This is a genomic window from Nocardia sp. NPDC051981 (genome assembly GCF_040680715.1).
GTDB lineage: Bacteria > Actinomycetota > Actinomycetes > Mycobacteriales > Mycobacteriaceae > Nocardia.
Genome location: NZ_JBFAXK010000002.1, coordinates 293,893 through 314,852 on the forward strand (window position 1 = coordinate 293,893; position 20,960 = coordinate 314,852).

Sequence of the window (20,960 nt, forward strand, 5' to 3'; positions counted from 1 at the left end):
GGTGCCCGCTCACTTTCTGGACGTCCCCGACGAGTTACCCCGGCCTTACGAAATCAGTTGTGCAGGACAGCCTCCGATCTGTTCGGGGCCCTGAACACACTGAAGCCCGGCACCTGAATTTGGTGCCGGGCCGAATTGCGTTGCGGCCGCGAGGCTGGGGTCGGCCGTAACGCCTGTCGCCTAGCTGGTTAGACGACGGTGCGGGTACGCGTACGCGCGTTGCGGCGCTTCAGCGCGCGACGCTCGTCTTCACTCATACCACCCCACACGCCGGCATCCTGGCCCGACTTCAGGGCCCAGGAAAGGCAGTCAGCGGTGACGGGGCAGCGAGCGCAGACCAGCTTGGCATCGGCAATCTGCGCGAGCGCCGGACCACTGTTTCCCACCGGGAAGAACAGCTCGGGGTCCTCGTCGCGACAGATGGCCTTGTGGCGCCAGTCCATTCCTCTGCTCCTTTGCTAGGGCGCGCACGGCGCTGCCCCTCGGGTTTGTGGTCCGTTCACTTGTGCGACTCGAATGTTTCCGCACGGTTGCTTGTGAATGCTTTCACGAACACCGTAGATGTCAATAGATACCCGGTGCACCGTGGGGAAGCTCACGCTGTAAGACCCCTACATGGGGATCCGCCGTGTCATTTGTACTCGGTTGAGCCAGTTTTCGCAGCGCAACCGCGATGTTTCTAGGGCGTGTCGAACCGGCTAGGGCTTCGGCGCGACCACATCGAGGATATCCGGGACGGCTGTGAAATTCACCATGTTGCGGCGTCCGATGAAGTCGCCGTCGATTTGCAAGCCGATCGGTTCGGCCGCGGTGACGGTCACGGCCGCCACGTCGTCATCGCGAAACAAGGTGCGGCTCTTGGGATCTCCATGGGCTGCCAGCAACTGCCGGGCCACCAGCAGGGTGGGCAGAACGCCCATGGTGCGCATGGCAAACACTCCGAGGCCCGATTCGAATGTGGTCCCCGGGTTGGTGACCACGGGCGTGTTGTCGAGATAAGTCCAGGGACTGGCATTCGTCACGAATGCGTAATGCACGTCCGTGACCGGTTCGTTACCTGGAATGTCGAGACGCACTTGCGGGGCATGCCGTTTTGCGCGAAAGAACTGCCGGACCGTGGTGCGCAGATAACGAGCGGGCGTCGCGGTTTTGCCAGCCGCGCGCTTGGCGTCGATGGCCTCGCACACATCCGCGTCGAGCCCGACACCGGCGCTGAAGAGGAACCAGCGATCGTCGGCGACGCCGAGCCCGATCCGGCGGTCCGCGTCGTCGGCCACCAGATCGATGAGCTGATTGGTGGCGGTCACCGGATCCGGTTCGATGCCCAGCGAGCGCGCGAACACATTCGCCGAACCGCCCGGGATGACGCCGAGCCGCGGCAGCCACTCCCGCTGCGGCTCACCCGGCAGCGGGAGGAAACCGTTGACGGTCTCGTTCACCGTGCCGTCCCCGCCGTGCACCACGATCAGGTCCATCCGGGTGTCGGCGGCCCAGCGCGCCAGCTCGGCGGCGTGCCCCCGGTGCTCGGTGTGGCGAACGGTCAGCTGAGTGCGGCTTTCCAGTGCGTGAGCGAGCAGATCGCGAGTGGACCGAGTGGTCGAAGTGGCATTCGGGTTCACGATAAGCAGGGTCCGCACGGTGCCTATTTTGCCTCCGCTTCGCTCCGGCGGGTTCGCGGCCCCGAAGTCTCGTTCTTCCCTCCTCCGCTCCTCCGCTTCGCTCCCCCGCTCCGTCAGTCCAGAACGAGACGGCCGCGAACCTTGAAGTGCCAGTTCCGAACTGATTTCGGCCGGACGGGTGCACTGCGCAACGACGCTCGGTCGTAGGCTGGGCGGGTGGCTGAGCAGAACAACGGCGAGAACAAGCCAGCGGGCGAGAGCGACGTGGTGCCCGCGACGGTGCGCGTGGCGGGCGCGCTGGTCGCCCTGGAGGGCGCGCTGGGCCTGGTCGCGATGGTCGTGCTGATCGTCGTCGGCGTGAACGGGTCGGCGCAGAGCCCCAAGAACAGCTATCTCACCGCCGGGTACGCGGCCATCCTGGGCGGCGCGGTGCTGGCCGCGGGGATCGGGCTGATGCGCGGGAAGCGGTGGGGGCGGGCCATCGCCACGCTGACCCAGCTGCTGCTGCTGGGTGTCGCGTACTACATGTTCACCTCGGACCGGCCCGAGTTCGGGGCGCCGCTGGGATTGCTGGCGCTGGGTGCGCTGGGTGCGCTGTTCGCTCCGGCCTCGAATCGGTGGATGGCCGCGGGCTACGGTTCCGTTGAGGAGTAGCCGCAGCGGTTTGCGCAGAGTCGCCGTAATCGTCGCTCAGTGGCCCGTGAGCGAGTTTTTGGACGCTCGCCCACCACTCGGGTGAGCGAGCGCTTTCCGGCGATGCTGCGGCGAATTCGGATGCCGCGGCGATTCAGTCGTCGGCGTGCGTCGCCAGGCGGGCCAGGGCCGCGCCGCGCAGGCGGTAGCCGGTCCACTCGTGCTGGTGCTCGGCCCCGATGGATTCGTAGAAGTCGATGCTCGGGGTGTTCCAGGTGAGCACCGACCAGTCGACGCGGGCGTACCCCTGCTCGACGGCTTCGCGGGCCAGCGTCGCGAGCAGGCTCTTGCCCAGCCCGCGGCCGCGGACCTCCGGCTTGACGTAGAGGTCCTCCAGATAGACCCCGTGCACGCCCTTCCAGGTGGAGAAGTTCAGGAACCAGATGGCGCAGCCCACCACGCCGTGATCGGTCTCGGCCACATGGGCGTACAGCGCGGGCTGCGGCCCGAACAGGGCCGTCTCGAGCTGGGCCGCGGTGAGGGTGCACTCGTCAGCGGCCTTCTCGTACTCGGCCAGGTCGTGGACGAGCTGGACGAGCGCCGGGATGTCGGCGGGGGTGGCGCGGCGAATCATTCGGCGGCCCCTTCCTACGGGTTGAGCGGCGGAACCAGATTGTGCGCGAGCACGGTTCGAGCCTGGTGGTCGTGTCCCAGCACCGTAACCGCGGCGGTGGACAGGAAGAATCGGCGGCCTTCGATCACCTCGAGCTCGGCCCAGCGGGCGATGAGCGCGCGCGAGAAGTGGCCGTGGCCGACCAGCACCACATCGCGGGTGGCGAGTTCGGGGATGACGGTGGCCAGCACGTGGTCGGCGCGCTTGTGGACGTGCTCGGCGGTCTCGCCCTCGGGTGTCTCGCCGGTCCAGATGGTCCAGCCGGGGGACATCTGCTGGATCTCGGGTGTGGTGAGGCCCTCGTATTCGCCGTAGTCCCACTCCACCAGATCGTCGTCGACGACGACGCCGGGGAGCCCGGCCAGCGCCGCGGTGCGCAGCGCGCGCTGCCGGGGGCTGCACAGCACCAGCGGATTCCGCAATTCCATGTCGTACAGCAGTTTTCCAGCGGCCCGGGCCTGCGCCTCGCCGATCTCGGTGAGCGGCACATCGGTGCGGCCGGTGTGGCGGCGCGCGGCCGACCAGGCCGTCTCCCCGTGTCGCAGCACTACCAACCGGAATTCGCCACCACTCATGAATTCGATCATGCTCCACCGCCTCCCCGAATACCTAGCGGGCGGCAGAGACCCGTCGGATTCCGGCACCCGAGGGCGGCCGGGTCAAGCGGTCGCGCCGACGCCGTACACCTGGGTGCCCCGGCGCTCCAGGAAGACGCTGCCCGAGACGCTCAGAGCGATGGGCTCGTTGTGATAGTCGCTGCGCTGCAGCGGGATTCGCGAGACCTGCGCGCCGGTGCCGGGATCCAGGACGGCCAGGCCGTCCGGGACCGGGGCCACCAGCTGGCCGGCCATCAGCGCCGGGGTGCCGAGCACGTGCTGGGCGCCCCACTGGGGGTCGAGGGTGGTGGGGTTCAGGGCGATCAGGCTGTCGCCGGTGAAGACGAAGAAACCGGTGGACAGGCGCGCCACCATGGCGGTGTCCGTGAAGGCCGGAACCTGGTGGGTGGCAAGCAGATTGCCGCTGACGTCATAGATGGTCAGCACCGGAGGCGTGGTCGGGGTGGCGGGGAGGTAGAGCGCGGTCCGGGTGTCGGACACCGCGATCACGCGCGCCCCGTCCACCGCGCCGCCGGGCTCGTTGAGCACGTGCGTGCTGTACTCCTCCGGCACCGTGCCGTCCTTGGGCGCGGGATTGAGGATGGATAGCCGGTCGGCGGGGTCCTTGGGGCAGCGTTCCAGCACCGCCACCCGGCTGGGGGCCGAGCCCGCCGAGAGCAGGCGGCAGTCGGTGCGCGGCTGGGTGTGCGGATTCACCGGGGCGTCCACATAGCCGTATTCGAGGGTGCGGACCAGATCCGAGCGCCACATCTCCAGGCGGTCGTCGCCCAGCGCGAGCACATAGGTGCCGTCCGGGGCCAGGGTGATCCGCTTGTCCATGTAGCTGGACCGCGCCGCCACCCGGGTCCCGGTCTCGGCGTTGAGCAGGGTGGTCTGACTGCAGCCGCGCTGATCCCGGTAGGTGGCGATGACCGTCCCGAACTGGACCTCCACCGCGCACAAGGGCATGTCCCGCTGATACTTCCAGACCTCGTCGCCGGTGCGGGCATCCCGCCCGATGACGGTGCCGTCGTCGGCGGTGACGGCCACCGCGCCCACCGTCAGCGAGCGCATGGCCGCGCCGTCCGGCGCGTGCCACAGCTCCTTGACCTGCGCAGGCACCGAGTCGGCTGCCGGTGGCGGGGTGAGGGTGTGGTTCGCGGACTGCGCGTGGGTGCCGCGCACATCGCTGGTCAGCGCCACGACCGCTGCCGCGATCGCCACCAGAGCGGCGATCGCGACAGCGGTGAGAATATCGGCGCGCGTCCGCCGCTCGGGTGCGAGCACGACAGCGAGAGTAACCGATCCGCGCGGCTAGGCCGAGGCCGCGACCGCGGTATCGGGCACCACCACGGCGGCCTCGGCGTCCACGTCGGCCTTCTTCCGCCGCGTCCGCCGCACCGGAGCCGCCGCCGCGGGCTCGTCGGAACCGCTTGCGGCAGTACCCGACTCGACCGCTTCGACCTCCGCCTTGACGGCCTTGCGGACCCGCTTGCGCGGCGCGGCCTTCGGCGTCTCCGCGACCGCCTCGGCACCGTTAGCCGCCTCCGCGACCGCCTCGGCCGCGCCGTTGGCATCCACGGTCGCCGCGGCGGCCTTGCGAGTCCGCTTGCGGGGCGCGGCCTTCGGCGCTTCCGCACCGTCCGCCGCTTCGGCGTTGGCCTCGGCGGCGCCGTTGGCCTCGACGGTCGCAGCCGCGGCCTTGCGAGTCCGCTTGCGCGGCGCGCTCTTCGGAGCCTCCGCGGCGACCTCGTCGGCGGCGCCGGTGGCGGTCTCGTCGGCGGTCGGCGTGGTGCTCGCGGCGGTCGGTGCGGTGCTCGCGGCGCGGCTGGTGCGCTTGCGCGGCGCCCGCAGGGCGGGCTCGGCCGAGTCGCCACCGGTGGCAGCCGATTCCACCGCGACGGCGGAACCCTCTGCGCCGGTGCCGGATTCGGCCACGGCGGCCTTGGTGCGGCGAGTGCGCTTGCGGGGCGCGTCCGCTTCGGCGGTCACGGGAGCCGCTGCCGCGGCTTCGGTCTCGGCGACGACCGTCGACTCCGTGTCGACCGGGGCCTCGGCGGCGGTGACCGGACCCTCGGCGGCAGCGATCGGAGCCTCGGCGGCAGCGACGGTGGCCTTGGCGGCCGCCTTGGTCCGGCGGGTGCGCTTGCGGGGCGCGTCGGTCACGACCGCGTCGGCGACCGGCTCGGCCGTCGTGGTGGCCACGCTCGCCTCGACCGGCGCGGGCGTCTCGGCGGCCGCGGCCTCGGAGACGACGTCGACGGCGGCCTCGGTCACGCCGGTGCCCTCGCCGGAACCCTTGCCTCCGCGGCGGGTGCGCTTGCGTCCCCGGCGGGCGCCGTCCCCGGCATCCTCGGAGACGACATCGGCGACCTCGGCGGGGCCGTCGGCGTCGAGTCCGGTCTCGACCGTAGTCGCGACGATGGCGTCGGCCGGGGTGTCGCCGCCCTTGCCGCGGCGGCGACGGCGGCGACGGCGGCCGGACTTCTCCGGATCACCGGCGGCCGAATCGGCCTCGGTGGCAGGGGTTTCGGTGGTCACCACGGCCGCGTCGCCTTCGACCGGCCGACCGCCGCGGGTACGACGGCGGCTGCGGCTGCGGGTGCTGCGGCGTTCGCGCTCCACCACGACGGCGTCCTCGTCGCGCTCGGGCTTGCGCTTGCGGATGACGCCGGTGACGCCCTCCGGGATGCCGAGCTCCTCGTACAGGTGGGGGGAGCGGGAATACGTTTCGACCGGTTCCGGGATGCCGAGGTCGAGGGCCTTGTCGATGAGGCTCCAGCGGTTCAGCTCGTCCCAGTCCACCAGGGTGACCGCGACACCGGTCTTGCCCGCGCGGCCGGTGCGGCCGATGCGGTGCACGTAGGTCTTCTCGTCCTCCGGGCACTGGTAGTTGACGACGTGGGTGACGTCGTCGATGTCGATGCCGCGGGCGGCCACATCGGTGGCGACCAGCACGTCGATCTTGCCCTCGCGGAACTTCTTGAGCGCCTTCTCGCGCGCGATCTGCCCCAGGTCGCCGTGCACCGCGCCGACGGCGAAGCCGCGCTCGGCCAGATCGTCGGCGACCTTCTGCGCGGTCCGCTTAGTGCGCGCGAAAATCATTGTCGCGCCGCGGGTTTCGGCCTGCAGGATCCGAGCCACCAGCTCGCTCTTGTCCAGCGCGTGGGCGCGGTAGACCAGCTGGGTGATCCGGTCGTGCACCGCGGACTCGTGGTGCTCCTCGGCGCGGATGTGCGTCGGCCGGTTCAGGAAGGTGCGGGCCAGGGTGATGATCGGACCCGGCATGGTGGCCGAGAACAGCATGGTCTGGCGCTGCTCGGGAACCATATTCAGGATGCGCTCGATATCGGGCAGGAAGCCCAGGTCGAGCATTTCGTCGGCCTCGTCGAGGACCAGCACCTGCACCTTGCCCAGGATCAGATGCTGCTGCTCGGCCAGATCCAGCAGGCGACCCGGTGTGCCGACGACCACGTCGACACCGGCGCGCAGCGCCTCGATCTGCGACTCGTAGGGGCGGCCGCCGTAGATCGACGTGATGCGCACCTTGGTTCCGGTGCTGTCGTCGAGATACTTGGCGGCGTTCTCCAGATCCTGGGTGACCTGGATGCACAGCTCGCGGGTCGGCACGATGACGAGTGCACGCGGGGTGCCGTCGAGGGCCTTGGTGCCGGAGCCGCCGGTGGCGATGCGGTGCAGCAGCGGCACACCGAAGCCGAAGGTCTTACCCATACCGGTGCGGGCCTGGCCGATGAGATCCTCACCGGCCAGCGCGAGCGGCAGGGTGAGTTCCTGAATGGCGAAAGTGCGTTCGATGCCGATCTCGGCGAGGGCCCGGACGATTTCCGGCCGCACGCCCAATTCGGCGAAAGTGGGAGCGAGGTGGGTGTCGTCGAGTTCCGCGGTCAGCAGCGTGTCCGCCACACCTGGTTCCTGCTCTACGGTGATCTTGCTCAGGTTCTTGCCTTTCCTCGTTTATCGCGTCTCGCGCGCACGAGGCGTGGGGCGGACCCGGTCGGTCCGCGACGACCACTTGATCCGTGTTTCTCGCCGCTGCGGGATGCCTCTCCGGTGGATGGGCGTCGACCTGGCGCGGCGGTGCAGTGCTGCGGATCGGAGTGCGCGCACATTTTCCGTGGACTACGGGCGTAAATTCCGCCGTCCGCGGAGATTGTAGCGTGATACGGCCTTCGCCCTGATTTCCGCCACCGCTAATGTGCGGCGTTATTGCGCTGTTCGGCGCGCTTATCGGTAGCGAAAGAGGGTCTGATCCGGGGTTTCGCATTGTCGTTAATGATTGTGGCGCACCATAATTCGCCCGGGGGCAACCATGTCGGCCACCGCGGGGACAGTTGAGTTGCTCACATAGGTGATACGCCGTGTAGCACTATCTGCGAAGGTGGTGCGGTGAGCTTGGCAGACACCGTGACCACCGCCGCCCGCAACATGTGGTCGCTGACCTTCGGCGACGGCATCGAGGCCCCCGAATCCACCCCGTCGACGGTGCTGTCCGACGCGCCGCATCGCGAACTGCGCCGCTACGACGGCGCGGGCCCCGACGATCCGGCCGTGCTGCTGGTCCCGCCGCTGGCCGCGCCCGCCTTCTGCTTCGACCTGCGCCCCGATCAGAGCCTGGCCCGCTTCCTGCTGGAGACCGGCCGCGCGCCCTACCTGGTCGACTACGGCGACATCACCTTCGAGGACCGGCGCATGGGCTTCGAGACCTGGATCGACGACATCCTGCCCGAGGCCATCCGCGAGGTCTCGGCCGATCGCGGCGGCCGTCCGGTTGATCTGGTGGGCTGGTCCATCGGCGGCGTCCTGGCCCTGCTGACCGCCGCGGCCGATCAGGCGCTGCCCATCCGGTCCATCACGGCCGTTGGTGCGCCGCTGAGCTACGACCACATGATCGGTGCGCGCGAATTGCGCACCCTGGCGCGCATCGACGGCGGCCGCACCGCCACCGCGGCCATTCGCGCCGCCGGCGGGGTCTCGGCGCAGCTGACCCGGATCGCCTACCGCGCCACCGCCTGGGATCGGGAACTCAGGCGGCCGTTCTTCATTGCGAGCAATCTCGCGGACACCGCGACCCTGGCCCGGATGGAGACCATCGACCGGTTCCAGAATTCGCTGCCCGGCTATCCGGGGCGTTTCTACAACCAGCTGTGGGGCCGCTTCATCCTCAACAACGACATCGGCAAGGGCGTGGTGCACCTTGGCGAGCGGCGGATCGCGCTGGCCGACATCACCCGGCCGGTGCTGCTCGTCGGCGGACCGAACGACGTGATCACCCCGGCCGCCGCCGTGGAGCACGGGACGACGACGCTGACCGGCTCGCCGCAGGTGCGGTACGAGACCGCACCCGGCTCCCACCTCGGCATTCTCATCGCCCGCGACACCACGTGGACCCATCTGGACAAGTTCCTGCGCGACCAGCCCTGAATTGCGTTGTGTTGCAAGGGCTTACGAACGTATCGAGGGTGCGCCCCGGGTGTCGCCGCCGATGGGTGAATGCGCGTCGTTTCCGGCCGCTAGGGTGGGGTCCCATGGGAGCAAACTCGTCCACTGCGCTCGGCGCTGCCTCGGAGTCTTCCGACGGCCGCATCTCCGCCGAACATCCTGGAGCCACCGACCTCTTCGCGGTCCTCGCCTACGGTGAGATCTCCGCCTTCTACCGTCTCGCCGAAGAGGCCAAGCTGTCGCCCACGCTGCGCGGCCGGGTGGCCGTCGCCAAGATGGCCGGCAACGAGATGGAACACTTCAAGACCCTGGAGCAGGCGCTGGCCGACCGTGGCGTCGACATCTTCGACGCCATGGCCCCGTTCGTGCGCGCCCTGGACGCTTATCACGCCTCCACCGACCCCTCCACCTGGCTGGAGTCGATGGTCAAGTTCTACGTCGGCGATGGCATCGCCGCCGACTTCTACACCGAGATCGCCGGCGCCCTGGCTCCCGAGGTCGCCGACGTGGTGCGGGACGTGCTGGCCGAGACCAGCCACTCCGAATTCGTCATCGAGGAGGTGCGCACCGCGGTCGCCCAGAACCGGTCCGAGCGGGACCGGCTGGCGCTGTGGGGCCGCCGCCTGCTGGGCGAGGCCATCACCCAGGCGCAGTACGTGATGGCGCAGCGCGACGGGCTCACCGAGCTGGTGCTCACCGCCACCGGCGATCTGAACGGCGTCGCCACGCTGTTCGAGCACATGCAGAACAGTCACGCCGAGCGCATGCGCGTCCTCGGCCTGAGCTGACGCTCTCGTTCTTCCTGCCGTCTGCGCTGTTCCCCGACAGTGCCGAGGTGGCTGTTCCCCGACAGTGCCGTGGGTGCTGTTCGCTGACAGCGCAGGCGGTCGCGGCCGGACGCTGTCCCGGCTGCGCTAGCGTGATCAGGACAGCACAAGGACTCTAGGTTCGGAGGTTGGCCGTGGAGGTCAAGATCGGCATTTCGGATAGCCCGCGTGAGCTCGTCATCAACAGCTCGCAGACCCCCGCCGAGGTCGAGGCGGCCGTCACCGGCGCGCTCCAGGGTGAGGGCGGCGTCGTCACGCTGACCGACGAGAAGGGCCGCAAGTTCCTGATCCAGGCCGCGAAGGTCGCCTACGTCGAGATCGGCACCCCTTCCTCGGGTCGCGTCGGCTTCGCGGCCGTCTAGCCGAACTCTCGGGGACTTCCTGAAACCCCTAGTGACATAAAAGAATTGCCCCGCCGAGCCGCTCGGCGGGGCAATTCTTTTGTTGTTGCCGGGGATTAAGGAAATTTCTCAATCCATCGGGTGCAACGGCACATGCTTCAGGCCGCCCCAGCACAATGCGACGGTGGTGTCGACCGCGTCGTCCTTGCTGATCGGCCGGTCAGCCTCGAGCCAGTAGCGCGCGCTCAGCTGGCTGGCGCCGACCAGGCCGACGGCGAGCACACGGGCGCGGTACGGCTCCAGGCCGGAGTCGTGGGCCACCAGGTCGAAGACCGCGTCCACACAGGCCTCGGTGGCCTGCTCGACGCGGCGCTGCACCTGCGGCTCATTGGTCAGATCGGATTCGAAAACCAGTCGGAAGCCCTGGGTTTCGTGATCGACGAAGTCGAAGTAGGCCTGCACGGCGGCGCGCACGCGCTGCTTGTTGTCAGTGGTGGAGCGCAGTGCCTGGCGCACGCTCGACACCAGGGCGTCGACGTAGTTCTGCAGGACCGCCAGATACAGTTCGAGCTTGCTCGAGAAGTGCTGGTAGAGCACCGGTTTGCTGACGCCGGCGCACTGCGAGATCTCATCCATGCCCGAGGCGTGATAGCCGCGTAGCACGAAGACCTCGCTGGCGGCCGCGAGTAGCTGCGCCCGGCGCGCCTCACGGGGCAGGCGGGTTCCGCGCTTGCTCGCCGCCATGGCCTCGGATGACATGCGGTGCGACGTCATCCGGTCCACGAGGTCAGTCATTGCCTTTTCTCCCAGTTGATTCCCGGTGGGAAGGATGTCACCGGTATCCCACGAACGATACTCGCTCATGGGGCCCGTGCCGATCCAGGTTCCGAATTTTGGTGTGCTGGTTGTTGTCGATCAGCACCTGTGATGGTCGAGTGGGACTCGCAGTCGATTATGCGAGGCCGATCACAACTGTGTAGCACATGTTCTGATTTGTGAGCTCTGCCGCATTGGCGTGAGATATCTCGCAGCAATAGCAGCGCGTGGCGACGGCCCTGCCGTGCGTGGGGGCGGGCTATGAGAGTCTGTCAGTCGTGACCGACCATGGGGGCAGTAGTTCCGGCGGGCCTGATTCGCGCCGCCCCGTGGGGGCAGATGTGCCGAACACCGCCGGTAACGAGCGCCGAGGAAGACCCGGCGGGCCGATCCACGATCCGCTGGGTTTGTACACCGACGCCAGCGCATCGCAGACCGGCCCCGCGGTATCTTCCGGGCTCATCACACCGCCCGAACCCGCACCTGATCCGAGTCAGCCCGCCGGTGATCACCTGCCGCTGCCGCACCAGCCGCTGCGCGCCCGCTGGGATCCGACCGCCCCGCCCGCCGACGCCCGCAACCGGCAGCGTCCCGATCGCGAGACCAAGAAGCAGAGTCCGCTGGGCCGCTTCGTGAGCACCTACGGCTGGCGCGCCTACGCCCTGCCCGTGCTGCTGGTCATCACCGTCCTGGTCGTCGTGGACGCCCTGCGCCACACCGACGACGCCAGCACCGGACTTCCCGGCTTCGGCCGCCTCAGCGAGCACACCGACAAGCCCAGCGGCATCATCGGCGGCGCCCCCAAGGGCGACGGCAAGTACGCGGCCGATCTGCCCACCGGCGCGGTCCCGCCCGGCGGTCCCTACACCGATACCGGCACCGGCAACTGGCACGTGGTGCCCGGCAATACCGCGCAGGTCGGCACCAGCTCCCAGCACGTGTTCACCTACACCGTGGAGATCGAGGACGGCGTGGACACCGCCAGCCTCGGCGGTGATCCGGCCATCGGCCAGATGGTCGACGCCACGCTCGCGAATCCCAAGTCCTGGACCCATGATCCGCGTTTCGGCTTCCGGCGCGTGGACACCGGCACTCCGGATTTCCGCATCTCGCTGACCTCCCGCGACACCACCCGCAAGTCCTGCGGTTTCGAGATCCCGGTCGACTCCTCCTGCTACAACGCCGATCTGGGCCGTGTGGTGCTCTCGGAGGTGCGCTGGGTGCGCGGGGCGCTGGCCTTCGAGGGCGATGTCGGCTCCTACCGGCAGTACCAGATCAATCACGAAGTGGGACATGCCATCGGCTACCACGAGCACCAGCCGTGCGAGGTCGACGGCGGGCTGGCGCCGGTCATGATGCAGCAGACCTTCGGGACCAGGAACAACGACATCGCGAAGCTCGATCCCGAAGGCGTGGTGCCGATGGACGGCAAGACCTGCCGCTTCAACCCGTGGCCCTACCCGCGGGCCTGAGCGCCCTCCACCGCGACGGCGGGCACCGATTCCGTTGCGGCCGAAGGCCGGTGCCGGGCGACGCCCAGACCCGCCGGGGCGCCCAGGGTCGCCGCCGCGGCGGTGAGCAGCGCCGCGCGGAAGCCGTGCTGAACCGCCGTCGTCGAGGTGTAGCCGCCGGCGACGGTGAAAACCGCTGAGGTGACCGCGATTCCGAAGCTGCCGCCGAGCTGGCGCAGCGCGTTGTAGATCCCCGACGCGGTACCGATGGACTCCGGTCCGACCGAACTGATCGCCGCGTTCTGCACCGCGGGCATGGCGGCCGAGATGCCGATACCGGTCAGCAGCATCGGCCCGATCAGCGCCGGGTAACCGGCCCCCGGCCCCGGCGGCCAGGGCGATCCAGAGCAGGCCGATCCCCGCCAGCAGCAGTCCGGCCGCGATCAATCAGCGTTCGCCGATCCGGCTCATGCGCGTGCCCGCCAGCGGCGAGCCAACAACCGCCCGGCCATGGCCGCCTACGTCGAGCGCGGCGATGTCCTCGAGGCCGCCAACCTCCACGTCCTCACCCTCGATCGCGACGGCTTCGCCCGCCTGGATCTGTTCCACTCCCCGGACCTCTTCGGGCTGTTCGACCTCCCCGCCCGGCTGTGACGTGACATCCGTAGGCTTGGGGAAGAACGACCCGCCCCGCGGTGTTGCATCAATGGCCGCGAGTATCCGGCGAATTCGATTGAGGAGTCCGAAGACGTGTCATCGCATCCCTCCCTGCCGCCCCTGGTGGAGCCGGCGGCGGAGCTGACCAGGGACGAGGTCGCCCGCTACAGCCGCCACCTGATCATCCCGGACCTCGGGGTGGACGGTCAGAAACGCTTGAAGAACGCCAAGGTGCTGGTGATCGGCGCCGGCGGGCTGGGCTCCCCGGCACTGCTGTACCTGGCGGCCGCCGGTGTCGGCACGCTCGGCATCGTGGAGTTCGACGAGGTCGATGCCTCCAACCTGCAGCGTCAGATCATTCACGGCGAGTCCGATATCGGCCGTTCCAAGGCGGACAGCGCCCGCGATTCGATTCTGGAGATCAACTCCGGAATCACCGTGGAGCTGCACAAGATTCGCCTCGAACCCGACAATGCGGTCGAGCTGTTCAGTCGTTACGACCTGATCGTCGACGGTACCGACAACTTCGCCACCCGCTACCTCGTCAACGACGCCGCGGTCCTGGCCGGCAAGCCCTACGTGTGGGGCTCGATCTACCGGTTCGAGGGCCAGGTCTCGGTGTTCTGGGAGGACGCCCCCGATGGCCGCGGCATCAACTACCGCGACCTCTACCCGGAGGCTCCGCCGCCGGGCATGGTTCCGTCCTGCGCCGAGGGCGGCGTGCTGGGCGTGCTGTGCGCCTCCATCGGCTCGATCATGGTGACCGAGGCGATCAAGCTGATCACCGGTATCGGCGACCCGCTGCTGGGCCGGCTCATGGTGTACGACGCACTGGACATGAGCTACCGCACCATCAAGCTGCGCCGCGATCCGGAGCGTCAGCCCATCACCGAGCTCATCGACTACGACGCGTTCTGCGGCGTGGTGTCGGAGGAGGGCCAGGCCGCGGCCATCGGCTCCACCATCACCGCCCGGGACCTCAAGGAGATGCTCGACGCCGGCAAGGACATCGCCATCATCGATGTGCGCGAGCCCGTCGAATGGGACATCGTCCGCATCGAGGGCGCGACCCTGATCCCCAAGGACCGCATCCTCTCCGGCGAGGCCCTGTCCGAACTGCCCCAGAACACCCCGATCGTCCTGCACTGCAAGACCGGAATCCGGTCGGCGGAGGCGCTCGCGGCGCTCAAGAACGCGGGCTTCTCCGATGCCACCCACCTCCAAGGCGGAATCGTCGCCTGGGCCAACCAGGTCGACCCGTCGCTACCGGTCTACTGACCGAGAACGTTGATCGATCGGGACGTGACAACTGATTTCGGAAGGATCCGGGTAACTCCCCGGGTACGTCCGAAATTGGTGACGCGCCCGACCGCCGGTCGCCGACGACACTCCGATGGCTCCCAGTCTGGCCTTAAGTCGCGGGGAGGCGGTACAGCGGTACCGTACGCGGCGTGACCATGACTGCTGTGGAACCTCCCGAGCATGTGCGCTCGACCTTCGGGTTGCGCGAGGAAGTGCCGGTTCCGCTGGGGAACTGGGACGGCGGCTGGCGTTGTGGCGATGTGGTCCTGAGCCCGGTGACCGATCACGCGCGAGCGGCGTGGTCGGCCAAGGTACGCGAGACCCTGCGGGTGGACGGGCTCCGCCTGGCGCGGCCGGTGCGCGCCACCGATGGACGATATGTCGTATCCGGTTGGCGCGCTGACACCTTCCTCGAGGGCATGCCGGAGCCGCGGCACGACGAAGTGGTGTCGTTGTCCCTGCGCCTGCACCAGGTGACCGCGCGGCTGGAGCGTCCGCGTTTCCTGGCCGCGCAGCCGGTCGCGCCGTGGGTGGATGTGGATGTCTTCGCGGCCGCGGATCGCGCTGCGTGGGAAGCGGTTCCGCTGCGCAGTCTCAAGCTGGGCGGCATGCTGCAGGCCACCTCCCCGGACGGTGACCGCAGCCAGATCCTGATCACTCAGCTGTCCACGCTGCGCAAACCGGTGACCACTCCCGCGCAGCTGGTGCACGGCGATCTGTTCGGAACCGTCCTGTTCTCGGGAGGTTTCGCGCCCGGTCTCACCGATATCACCCCGTACTGGCGGCCGGCTCCCTGGGCGGCGGCGGTCATCGTGGTCGACGCCCTGTCCTGGGGCGGTGCGGACGACGGCCTGCTGGAACGCTGGGGCGATCTTCCCGAATGGCCGCAGATGCTGGTGCGCGCGGTCATGTTCCGCCTCGCCGTGCACGCCCTGCACCCGCGATCCACCCCCGAGGCGTTCCCGGGCCTGGCCCGCACCGCCGACATGATCCGCCTGCTGCTCTAGGGGGATGAACAGCCGGAAAGGCCGCGCCGGGCGACGAATCCGGCGCGGCCTTTCTGTTCCCCTGAGGATGGGGATCTCTGGAAGGGGGCGCTTCCAAAGTCATTGCCTGAGAGTTGGGTCCGTCAGACGTTGGCGTGGGCCAGGGAGGGTGCGCGTCCGACCGCGAAGGACGAGCGCAGGTAGAACCACCAGCAGATCGCGCCCATGGCGAGGTAGGCCACCACGTAGCCCCAGAAGGCCGGATTCATGCTGTGGTAGTGGGTGTTCGACAGTCGCAGGGCCTGCTGCAGGATCCAGCCGCCCGCCGCGCCGATCGCGCCGATGACGCCGATGGCCGCACCCGCCTGCCGTTTCGCGGAGATCAGGGCCGCCCCGATGCCCTGACCGGTCTCCGAGGCGTGCCGCCGTGCTTCGGCGGTGAAGATCATCGGGATCATCCGGTAGGTCGACCCGTTGCCGATGCCGCTGAACACGAACAGCAGCAGGAACGAGATCAGGTACAGCGGAAAGTTCTTGGCCGACAACGACGCCACGATGAGCGCGGCGGCGACCGCCATGCCACCGAAGACGTACAGCGTGATCTTCGCGCCGCTGAGCTTGTCGGCGATCCAGCCGCCGAAGGGCCGGCTCATGGAACCCACGAGCGCGCCGAGGAAGGCCAGGTTGCCCAGGGTGCCCATCCAGCCGATCTTGGCCAGGCTCGGGAAGTTGGCCTTGAGCAGGGTGGGGAAGGCGAAGGAGAAGCCGATGAAGGACCCGAAGGTGCCGATGTAGAGGATGGCCATCACCCAGGTGTGGCGGTTCTTCAGGGCCAGTTCGTAGGACTTGCCATCGGATTTCGCGCCGGACAGCGAGTCCATGTAGCGCAGCGCTCCGAACAGGGCGACGAGGATGAACGGAATCCACACCAGCACAGCGAGAGTGATGCCGAACCGGTAGCCGCCCGGGTTCTTGGCCATGATGTGGGTGCCGAGCGTGATGATGAGCGGCACGAACAATTGTGTCTGTGCCACACCGAGATTGCCGCCCGCGGCATTGATGCCCAGCGCCGCGCCCTTCTTGCCCTCGGGGAAGAAGAAGTTGATATTGGCCATCGACGACGAGAAGTTGCCGCCGCCGACACCCGCGAGTGCGGCCAGCACCATGAACACCCACATGGGTGTGCTCGGCTGGTTGATGAAATACGCCAGACCCAGCGTGGGGATCAGCAGCATGGCCGCGCTGAAGGCGGTGAAGGCGCGGCCGCCGAAGCGCGGGATGGCGAAGGTGTAGGGCACGCGCAGGGCCGCGCCGACCAGGGTCGGGGTGGAGGTGAGCAGCAGCGCGTTGTTGACCGAGTCGGGATTCTTCGCGCTCAGGAAGGCGAATCCGGCCGAGCCCATGGCGGTGACCACGCTGGCCCACAGCACCCAGACGCTGAATCCGAGGTTCTCCGCGAAAACGGAGAAGATCAGATTTTTCCGGGCGGTTTGTTTACCCCCGTTTTCCCAGAATTCACTGTTGTCCGGTTCCCAGCGGTCGATCCACCGTCCGCGTCTTTGGAAGGCGAAGGTCGTTTCCGGTGCCTCTACTACGGTTGCCATGAGCAGCTGTCCTCTCGGCTGTCGCGACCGCCCTCATCATGGGTTCCCGGTCGTCGGGGAACCGCTGCGGTCGCGTCCAACCGTAGGAAGCGCTTTTTACATCCGAGTGTTTTTCCGTGACGGAGACGGTAATTCGACCTCACCCGGCGGCGTGTCGCGTGGTGACCTTTCGGTTACTCGAATTTCGTATCAAGCGTCCGGTATTCGGCCATGAGCGAGTCGAGGAAGCAATTGGCGGTGCGGGCCGCCCGGTCCGGATCGCCGTCGATGACCGCCTGCACCAGTTCGGCGTGCTCGTCGTGGTACGTCTCGCCCTCGCGCTCGGACCGGAAGCGGATGCCGGCCGCGATGACGGGCAGCAGCGAGTCGTAGAACTCCAGGTATACCGCATTGTGGCTGGCGACCACGATGGCGCGGTGCAGTTGCACGTCGGCCTCGATAGCGGCGTCGAAGTCGGTGTCCCAGTAGCGGTTCCGTTCTTCGAGCACGCGTCGCAGGGTCGCGATGTCGGTGTCGTCGCGGCGCTCGGCGGCCAACCGGGCGGCGGTGGTGTCGAGGGCCCGTCGCAGTTCCAGGACATCGCGCTGCTGCGCGTCGGCCAGGTACTCGGTGAGGGTGCCGCCGAGGGTGGAGGTGGAGATGACGTAGGTGCCCGAGCCCTGTCTGCGCTCGAGCATGCCGGCGTGCACGAGGGCCTGGACGGCCTCGCGCACGGTATTGCGGCCGGTGCCGGTGAGTTCGGTGAGCTCGGGTTCGGTGGGGATACGCGAGCCGACGGCCCAACGGCCGGAACGGATTTCGGCACGAAGCTGCTCGGTCACCTGGGCGATGAGGCTCGTGCGCCGGACTGGTTGCACGGGTGACAGCGTACCCTGCCTCACATTCGTTGCATCACATCATCGGGTCATCCTATGATTTCCGGGTGACTGCGACGATGGATGAGACAAAGGCCCCGCTGCGGGGCCTTTCCAATGCCCCGAGCGAGACGACCGGGTTCCGCCCCGAGATGTCGAAGCGCGCCCCGTTCGAGGGCCGCCTGCTCGTGCTCGTCGCCATCGTCATGTCCGCTCTCACCCTCCGCGTCGCCGTCACCGCATTCACCCCGCTCGCCGCCCGCATCGGGCAGGACATCGGCTACTCCACCGCGGTGGTCGGCGTGTTCGGCATGCTGCCGACCGCCATGTTCGCCCTCGGCGGGCTGCTGACCCCGGTGCTGTCGCGTCGTCTGGGCCTGGAGACAACCGCCCTGGTGGCCATGCTCATGACCGGTGTCGGCTCGGTGATCCGCGCGCTGGTGCCCGCCACCTGGGAGCTGCTGGCCTTCTCCGCGCTGGCGCTGGCCGGCATGGGCATCGGCAATGTGGTGATCCCGCCGCTGGTCAAGCGGTACTTCTCGGATCGCTTGGCCACGCTCAGCTCGGTCTACATAGTGATGGTGCAGCTGGGCACCGTGTTCCCGGCCCTGATCGCGGTGCCGGTCGCGGACGCGCACGGCTGGCGGCTGTCGCTGGGCATGTGGGCCGCGCTGGCCTTCGCCGCCGCGCTGCCGTGGATCGCGGTGCTGCGGGTGCGGGGTGACCGCGCCCGCGTCGACACCACCGAATTGCCTTCGGACGCGGTCGAATCCACCGGCAAGGTGTGGCGCTCGCCGGTGGCGTGGGGCATGGCCTTCATGTTCGGCATGACCTCGCTGATCACCTATTCGCTGTTCACCTGGATGCCGACGATCTTCAGCGACGCCGGCGCCAGCGCCTCCTTCGGCGGCAGCATGGTCGGCATCTTCGCCCTCATCGGCCTGGTGGCGGCATTGAGCGCGCCGATCGTGGTGGGCCGCATGGCCAATCCGTTCCCGGTCGTCATCGGCTGCGCGGTGTTCTTCTTCATCGGCTTCGCCGGTCTGCTGCTCGCGCCGATGAGCGCCCCGCTGCTGTGGGTGCTGGCGGTGGGCCTGGGCCCGTCGACCTTCCCGATGGCGCTGACCCTGATCAACCTGCGGACCCGCACCGGCGCCGGTTCGGCCGCGCTGTCCGGCTTCACCCAGGGTGTCGGCTACTCGGTGGCATGCGTGGGCCCGCTGCTGTTCGGCGCGCTGCACACGATGACCGGGGGTTGGCTGGCGCCGTTCGGGTTCCTGATGGTGGCGGTCCTGATCCTGATGGCGGGCGCCTGGGTGGCGTGCAAGCCGCAGATGCTGGAAGACACCTGGAAATAAATTCACTGTTCGAGTTGCCGAGCCGTGAGGTTGGGGCCATGATTTCGTGGCAAGGCTCTCAACTTCCGGCTCGGTTACGCGTTTCTTAGCGTTCCTGGCGATTTGTGGCCGCCGGAAACCCTTGTGTCACATGGTTGAAACATGAGGTCACTGCTCACGCCGGTTGCCCAATATTCGTGAGCAACCGTTGATTTGCCGGTCATTTCGCGCAGCATCGACGCAATACCGATTTCCTACCTTGGGGCCATCCAGATTTCAGGAGGGCCTCTTGTTGACGACGCTGACCCGCAAGCGCGACATCGAGCATTGGGATGCCGAGGATGTCGTGGCCTGGGAAGCCGGTGGTAAGAACATCGCTCGCCGCAACCTGATCTGGTCGGTGTTCGCCGAGCACGTCGGGTTCTCGGTGTGGTCGATCTGGTCGGTCATGGTGCTGTTCATGCCGGCCGACAAGTTCGGCATCGACCCGGCCGGCAAGTTCTTTCTGGGCGCGATGCCGACCCTGGTCGGCGGCTTCATGCGGATCCCGTACACCGTGGCCACCGCCAAGTTCGGCGGTCGTAACTGGACCATCGTGAGCGCGCTGCTGCTGCTGATCCCGACGCTGCTGACGCTGTACTTCGTCAACCAGCCGGGCACCTCCTACACGACCTTCCTGGTCGTGGCGGCCTTCGCGGGTGTCGGCGGCGGCAACTTCTCGTCGTCGATGTCCAATATCAACGTCTTCTTCCCGCAGCGGCTCAAGGGCTGGGCGCTGGGCGTCAATGCGGGCGGCGGCAATATCGGCGTGCCGGTGGTGCAGCTGGTCGGCCTGGCGGTGATCGCCACCCTGGGCAACCACTACGGCAATGCCTCGGTGGTGTGCGCGGTCTACCTGGTCCTGATCGTGGTGGCGGCGCTGGGCGCGGCCCTCTATATGGACAACGTCAAGAACCAGAAGGCCGACCTGTCCTACATGCTGAAGGCGCTGCGGGTGCCGCAGTCCTGGGCTATCGCTTTCCTCTACATCGGCACCTTCGGTTCCTTCATCGGCTACAGCTTCGCCTTCGGCCAGGTGCTGCAGATCAGCTTCAAGGCCGGCGGCGCGAGCGTCGCCGCGGCCACCCTGCACGCCGCGCAGATCGCGTTCATCGGCCCGCTGCTGGGTTCGCTGGCCCGTCCCTACGGCGGCAAGTGGGCCGACCGTATCGGCGGCAGCAAGGTCACGCTGCTCACCTTCGCCGCCATGACGGTGGCGGCCTTGGTGGTCACGGTGGCCTCGACCCTGGGTGATCGCGCCGGACACCCGCAGGGCGGCGTGCTGGTGGCCATGATCGTCGGCTTCACCGCGCTGTTCGTCATCTCGGGCTTCGGCAACGGGGCGGTCACCAAGATCATCCCGTCGGTGTTCGAGGCCAAATCCCGCTCCCTGGACGGTGATTCGGCCACCCGGGCGGCCTGGGCCCGCAACACCTCGGGCGCGCTCATCGGCTTCGTCGGCGCCATCGGCGCGCTGGGCGGTGTCGGCATCAACCTGGTGCTGCGCTCCTCCTACGCCTCCACCAAGTCCGCGACCACCGCGTTCTGGGTCTTCATGGCCTTCTACGTGGTCTGCGCCGCCGTCTGCCGGGCGGTCTTCATGCGCCGCCCGAGCCTGCGCTCGCTGACCTCCGAAACCACCGACGCCGATGTCGTCGTCGAGGCCGAGGCTCTGGTCCTCGAAGCCGAAGCCGGCTCCGCCGCAACCGATTCCTCGTCCACCTCGTCGGCTCGCGCCTGACGTCCATTCGCGAAAGGGACTGTC

The 20,960-nt window shown here is 68.2% G+C and carries 19 protein-coding genes and 1 pseudogene; 10 read left to right on the forward strand and 10 right to left on the reverse strand.

Annotation, left to right across the window (positions count from 1 at the left end; genetic code table 11):
* Nucleotides 1-188: 188 nt before the first annotated feature.
* Together AB0L60_RS05280 and AB0L60_RS05285 are read right to left on the reverse strand one after the other, a co-directional pair.
* A complete protein-coding gene (locus AB0L60_RS05280) occupies nucleotides 189-443 on the reverse strand; it encodes a WhiB family transcriptional regulator (RefSeq protein ID WP_011211115.1) in 255 nt (84 codons plus the stop codon).
* 255 nt (nucleotides 444-698) lie between these two features.
* Nucleotides 699-1,637, reverse strand: a complete 939-nt coding sequence (locus AB0L60_RS05285) for a diacylglycerol kinase family protein (RefSeq protein WP_364607557.1) — start codon at nucleotides 1,635-1,637, stop codon at nucleotides 699-701.
* Nucleotides 1,638-1,835: 198 nt separating this feature from the next.
* On the opposite strand from AB0L60_RS05285, the gene AB0L60_RS05290 reads away from it, so the two are divergent.
* On the forward strand, nucleotides 1,836-2,273 hold the full coding sequence (locus AB0L60_RS05290) for a hypothetical protein (RefSeq protein ID WP_364607560.1): 438 nt from the start codon (nucleotides 1,836-1,838) through the stop codon (nucleotides 2,271-2,273).
* 133 nt (nucleotides 2,274-2,406) lie between these two features.
* Here AB0L60_RS05290 and AB0L60_RS05295 read toward each other — a convergent pair whose 3' ends face one another.
* The 4 genes and pseudogenes from AB0L60_RS05295 to AB0L60_RS05310 form a co-directional block, all read right to left on the reverse strand.
* Nucleotides 2,407-2,886: a GNAT family N-acetyltransferase gene (locus AB0L60_RS05295; RefSeq protein ID WP_364607563.1), complete on the reverse strand. Its 480-nt coding sequence runs from the start codon at nucleotides 2,884-2,886 to the stop codon at nucleotides 2,407-2,409.
* 14 nt (nucleotides 2,887-2,900) lie between these two features.
* Nucleotides 2,901-3,500, reverse strand: coding sequence for an acid phosphatase (locus tag AB0L60_RS05300; RefSeq protein ID WP_364607566.1), 600 nt, complete (start codon nucleotides 3,498-3,500; stop codon nucleotides 2,901-2,903).
* Between the two features lie 84 nt (nucleotides 3,501-3,584).
* The gene (locus tag AB0L60_RS05305; RefSeq protein ID WP_364607569.1) at nucleotides 3,585-4,808 is read right to left on the reverse strand and encodes a PQQ-binding-like beta-propeller repeat protein; all 1,224 of its coding nucleotides are present in this window, start codon (nucleotides 4,806-4,808) and stop codon (nucleotides 3,585-3,587) included.
* Between the two features lie 1,170 nt (nucleotides 4,809-5,978).
* Nucleotides 5,979-7,445 (reverse strand): annotated as a pseudogene (locus tag AB0L60_RS05310) (DEAD/DEAH box helicase); the annotation flags it as partial.
* 483 nt (nucleotides 7,446-7,928) lie between these two features.
* On the opposite strand from AB0L60_RS05310, the gene AB0L60_RS05315 reads away from it, so the two are divergent.
* The 3 genes from AB0L60_RS05315 (at nucleotide 7,929) to AB0L60_RS05325 (ending at nucleotide 10,170) form a co-directional block, all read left to right on the forward strand.
* Complete coding sequence (locus AB0L60_RS05315; RefSeq protein WP_364607572.1) at nucleotides 7,929-8,963, forward strand: alpha/beta fold hydrolase; 1,035 nt, start codon at nucleotides 7,929-7,931, stop codon at nucleotides 8,961-8,963.
* Nucleotides 8,964-9,067: 104 nt separating this feature from the next.
* Nucleotides 9,068-9,769, forward strand: a complete 702-nt coding sequence (locus tag AB0L60_RS05320) for a ferritin-like fold-containing protein (RefSeq protein ID WP_364607575.1) — start codon at nucleotides 9,068-9,070, stop codon at nucleotides 9,767-9,769.
* Between the two features lie 173 nt (nucleotides 9,770-9,942).
* Entirely contained in the window at nucleotides 9,943-10,170 is a 228-nt protein-coding gene (locus tag AB0L60_RS05325) for a DUF3107 domain-containing protein (protein ID WP_354834015.1), read from the forward strand.
* Nucleotides 10,171-10,278: 108 nt separating this feature from the next.
* On the opposite strand, the gene AB0L60_RS05330 is transcribed toward AB0L60_RS05325, so the two are convergent.
* Entirely contained in the window at nucleotides 10,279-10,944 is a 666-nt protein-coding gene (locus tag AB0L60_RS05330) for a TetR/AcrR family transcriptional regulator (protein ID WP_354834016.1), read from the reverse strand.
* A 533-nt stretch (nucleotides 10,945-11,477) separates the two neighbouring features.
* Between AB0L60_RS05330 and AB0L60_RS05335 the strand changes: the two genes are divergently transcribed.
* Nucleotides 11,478-12,437, forward strand: coding sequence for a DUF3152 domain-containing protein (locus tag AB0L60_RS05335; protein ID WP_364608538.1), 960 nt, complete (start codon nucleotides 11,478-11,480; stop codon nucleotides 12,435-12,437).
* Here AB0L60_RS05335 and AB0L60_RS05340 read toward each other — a convergent pair.
* Entirely contained in the window at nucleotides 12,422-12,766 is a 345-nt protein-coding gene (locus AB0L60_RS05340; RefSeq protein WP_364607580.1) for a hypothetical protein, read from the reverse strand. The two genes, AB0L60_RS05335 and AB0L60_RS05340, sit on opposite strands and share 16 nt — an antisense overlap.
* A gap of 160 nt (nucleotides 12,767-12,926) precedes the next feature.
* On the opposite strand from AB0L60_RS05340, the gene AB0L60_RS05345 reads away from it, so the two are divergent.
* The 3 genes from AB0L60_RS05345 to AB0L60_RS05355 all read left to right on the forward strand — a co-directional run bounded on the left by AB0L60_RS05345 (nucleotide 12,927) and on the right by AB0L60_RS05355 (nucleotide 15,382).
* On the forward strand, nucleotides 12,927-13,070 hold the full coding sequence (locus tag AB0L60_RS05345; protein ID WP_364607583.1) for a hypothetical protein: 144 nt from the start codon (nucleotides 12,927-12,929) through the stop codon (nucleotides 13,068-13,070).
* Between the two features lie 96 nt (nucleotides 13,071-13,166).
* Nucleotides 13,167-14,351: an adenylyltransferase/sulfurtransferase MoeZ gene (gene moeZ / locus AB0L60_RS05350; RefSeq protein ID WP_364607586.1), complete on the forward strand. Its 1,185-nt coding sequence runs from the start codon at nucleotides 13,167-13,169 to the stop codon at nucleotides 14,349-14,351.
* Nucleotides 14,352-14,530: 179 nt separating this feature from the next.
* Complete coding sequence (locus AB0L60_RS05355) at nucleotides 14,531-15,382, forward strand: TIGR02569 family protein (protein ID WP_354834152.1); 852 nt, start codon at nucleotides 14,531-14,533, stop codon at nucleotides 15,380-15,382.
* Nucleotides 15,383-15,504: 122 nt separating this feature from the next.
* On the opposite strand, the gene AB0L60_RS05360 is transcribed toward AB0L60_RS05355, so the two are convergent.
* Entirely contained in the window at nucleotides 15,505-16,965 is a 1,461-nt protein-coding gene (locus AB0L60_RS05360) for a nitrate/nitrite transporter (RefSeq protein ID WP_364607589.1), read from the reverse strand.
* Between the two features lie 173 nt (nucleotides 16,966-17,138).
* A complete protein-coding gene (locus AB0L60_RS05365) occupies nucleotides 17,139-17,822 on the reverse strand; it encodes a FadR/GntR family transcriptional regulator (RefSeq protein WP_364607592.1) in 684 nt (227 codons plus the stop codon).
* Nucleotides 17,823-17,971: 149 nt separating this feature from the next.
* On the opposite strand from AB0L60_RS05365, the gene AB0L60_RS05370 reads away from it, so the two are divergent.
* Entirely contained in the window at nucleotides 17,972-19,177 is a 1,206-nt protein-coding gene (locus AB0L60_RS05370) for an MFS transporter (RefSeq protein ID WP_364608542.1), read from the forward strand.
* A 271-nt stretch (nucleotides 19,178-19,448) separates the two neighbouring features.
* Complete coding sequence (locus AB0L60_RS05375) at nucleotides 19,449-20,936, forward strand: nitrate/nitrite transporter (protein WP_364608545.1); 1,488 nt, start codon at nucleotides 19,449-19,451, stop codon at nucleotides 20,934-20,936.
* Nucleotides 20,937-20,960 lie beyond the last annotated feature (24 nt).

Bases quoted from the DNA above. Each gene is read 5' to 3' on its own strand.
- AB0L60_RS05300 (WP_364607566.1), bottom strand. From the start codon at position 3,500: ATGAGTGGTGGCGAATTCCGGTTGGTAGTGCTGCGACACGGGGAGACG.
- AB0L60_RS05340 (WP_364607580.1), bottom strand. From the start codon at position 12,766: ATGCTGCTGACCGGTATCGGCATCTCGGCCGCCATGCCCGCGGTGCAG.
- AB0L60_RS05330 (WP_354834016.1), bottom strand. From the start codon at position 10,944: ATGACTGACCTCGTGGACCGGATGACGTCGCACCGCATGTCATCCGAG.
- AB0L60_RS05355 (WP_354834152.1), top strand. From the start codon at position 14,531: ATGACTGCTGTGGAACCTCCCGAGCATGTGCGCTCGACCTTCGGGTTG.
- AB0L60_RS05370 (WP_364608542.1), top strand. From the start codon at position 17,972: ATGTCGAAGCGCGCCCCGTTCGAGGGCCGCCTGCTCGTGCTCGTCGCC.
- AB0L60_RS05345 (WP_364607583.1), top strand. From the start codon at position 12,927: ATGGCCGCCTACGTCGAGCGCGGCGATGTCCTCGAGGCCGCCAACCTC.
- AB0L60_RS05320 (WP_364607575.1), top strand. From the start codon at position 9,068: ATGGGAGCAAACTCGTCCACTGCGCTCGGCGCTGCCTCGGAGTCTTCC.
- AB0L60_RS05295 (WP_364607563.1), bottom strand. From the start codon at position 2,886: ATGATTCGCCGCGCCACCCCCGCCGACATCCCGGCGCTCGTCCAGCTC.
- AB0L60_RS05280 (WP_011211115.1), bottom strand. From the start codon at position 443: ATGGACTGGCGCCACAAGGCCATCTGTCGCGACGAGGACCCCGAGCTG.
- AB0L60_RS05360 (WP_364607589.1), bottom strand. From the start codon at position 16,965: ATGGCAACCGTAGTAGAGGCACCGGAAACGACCTTCGCCTTCCAAAGA.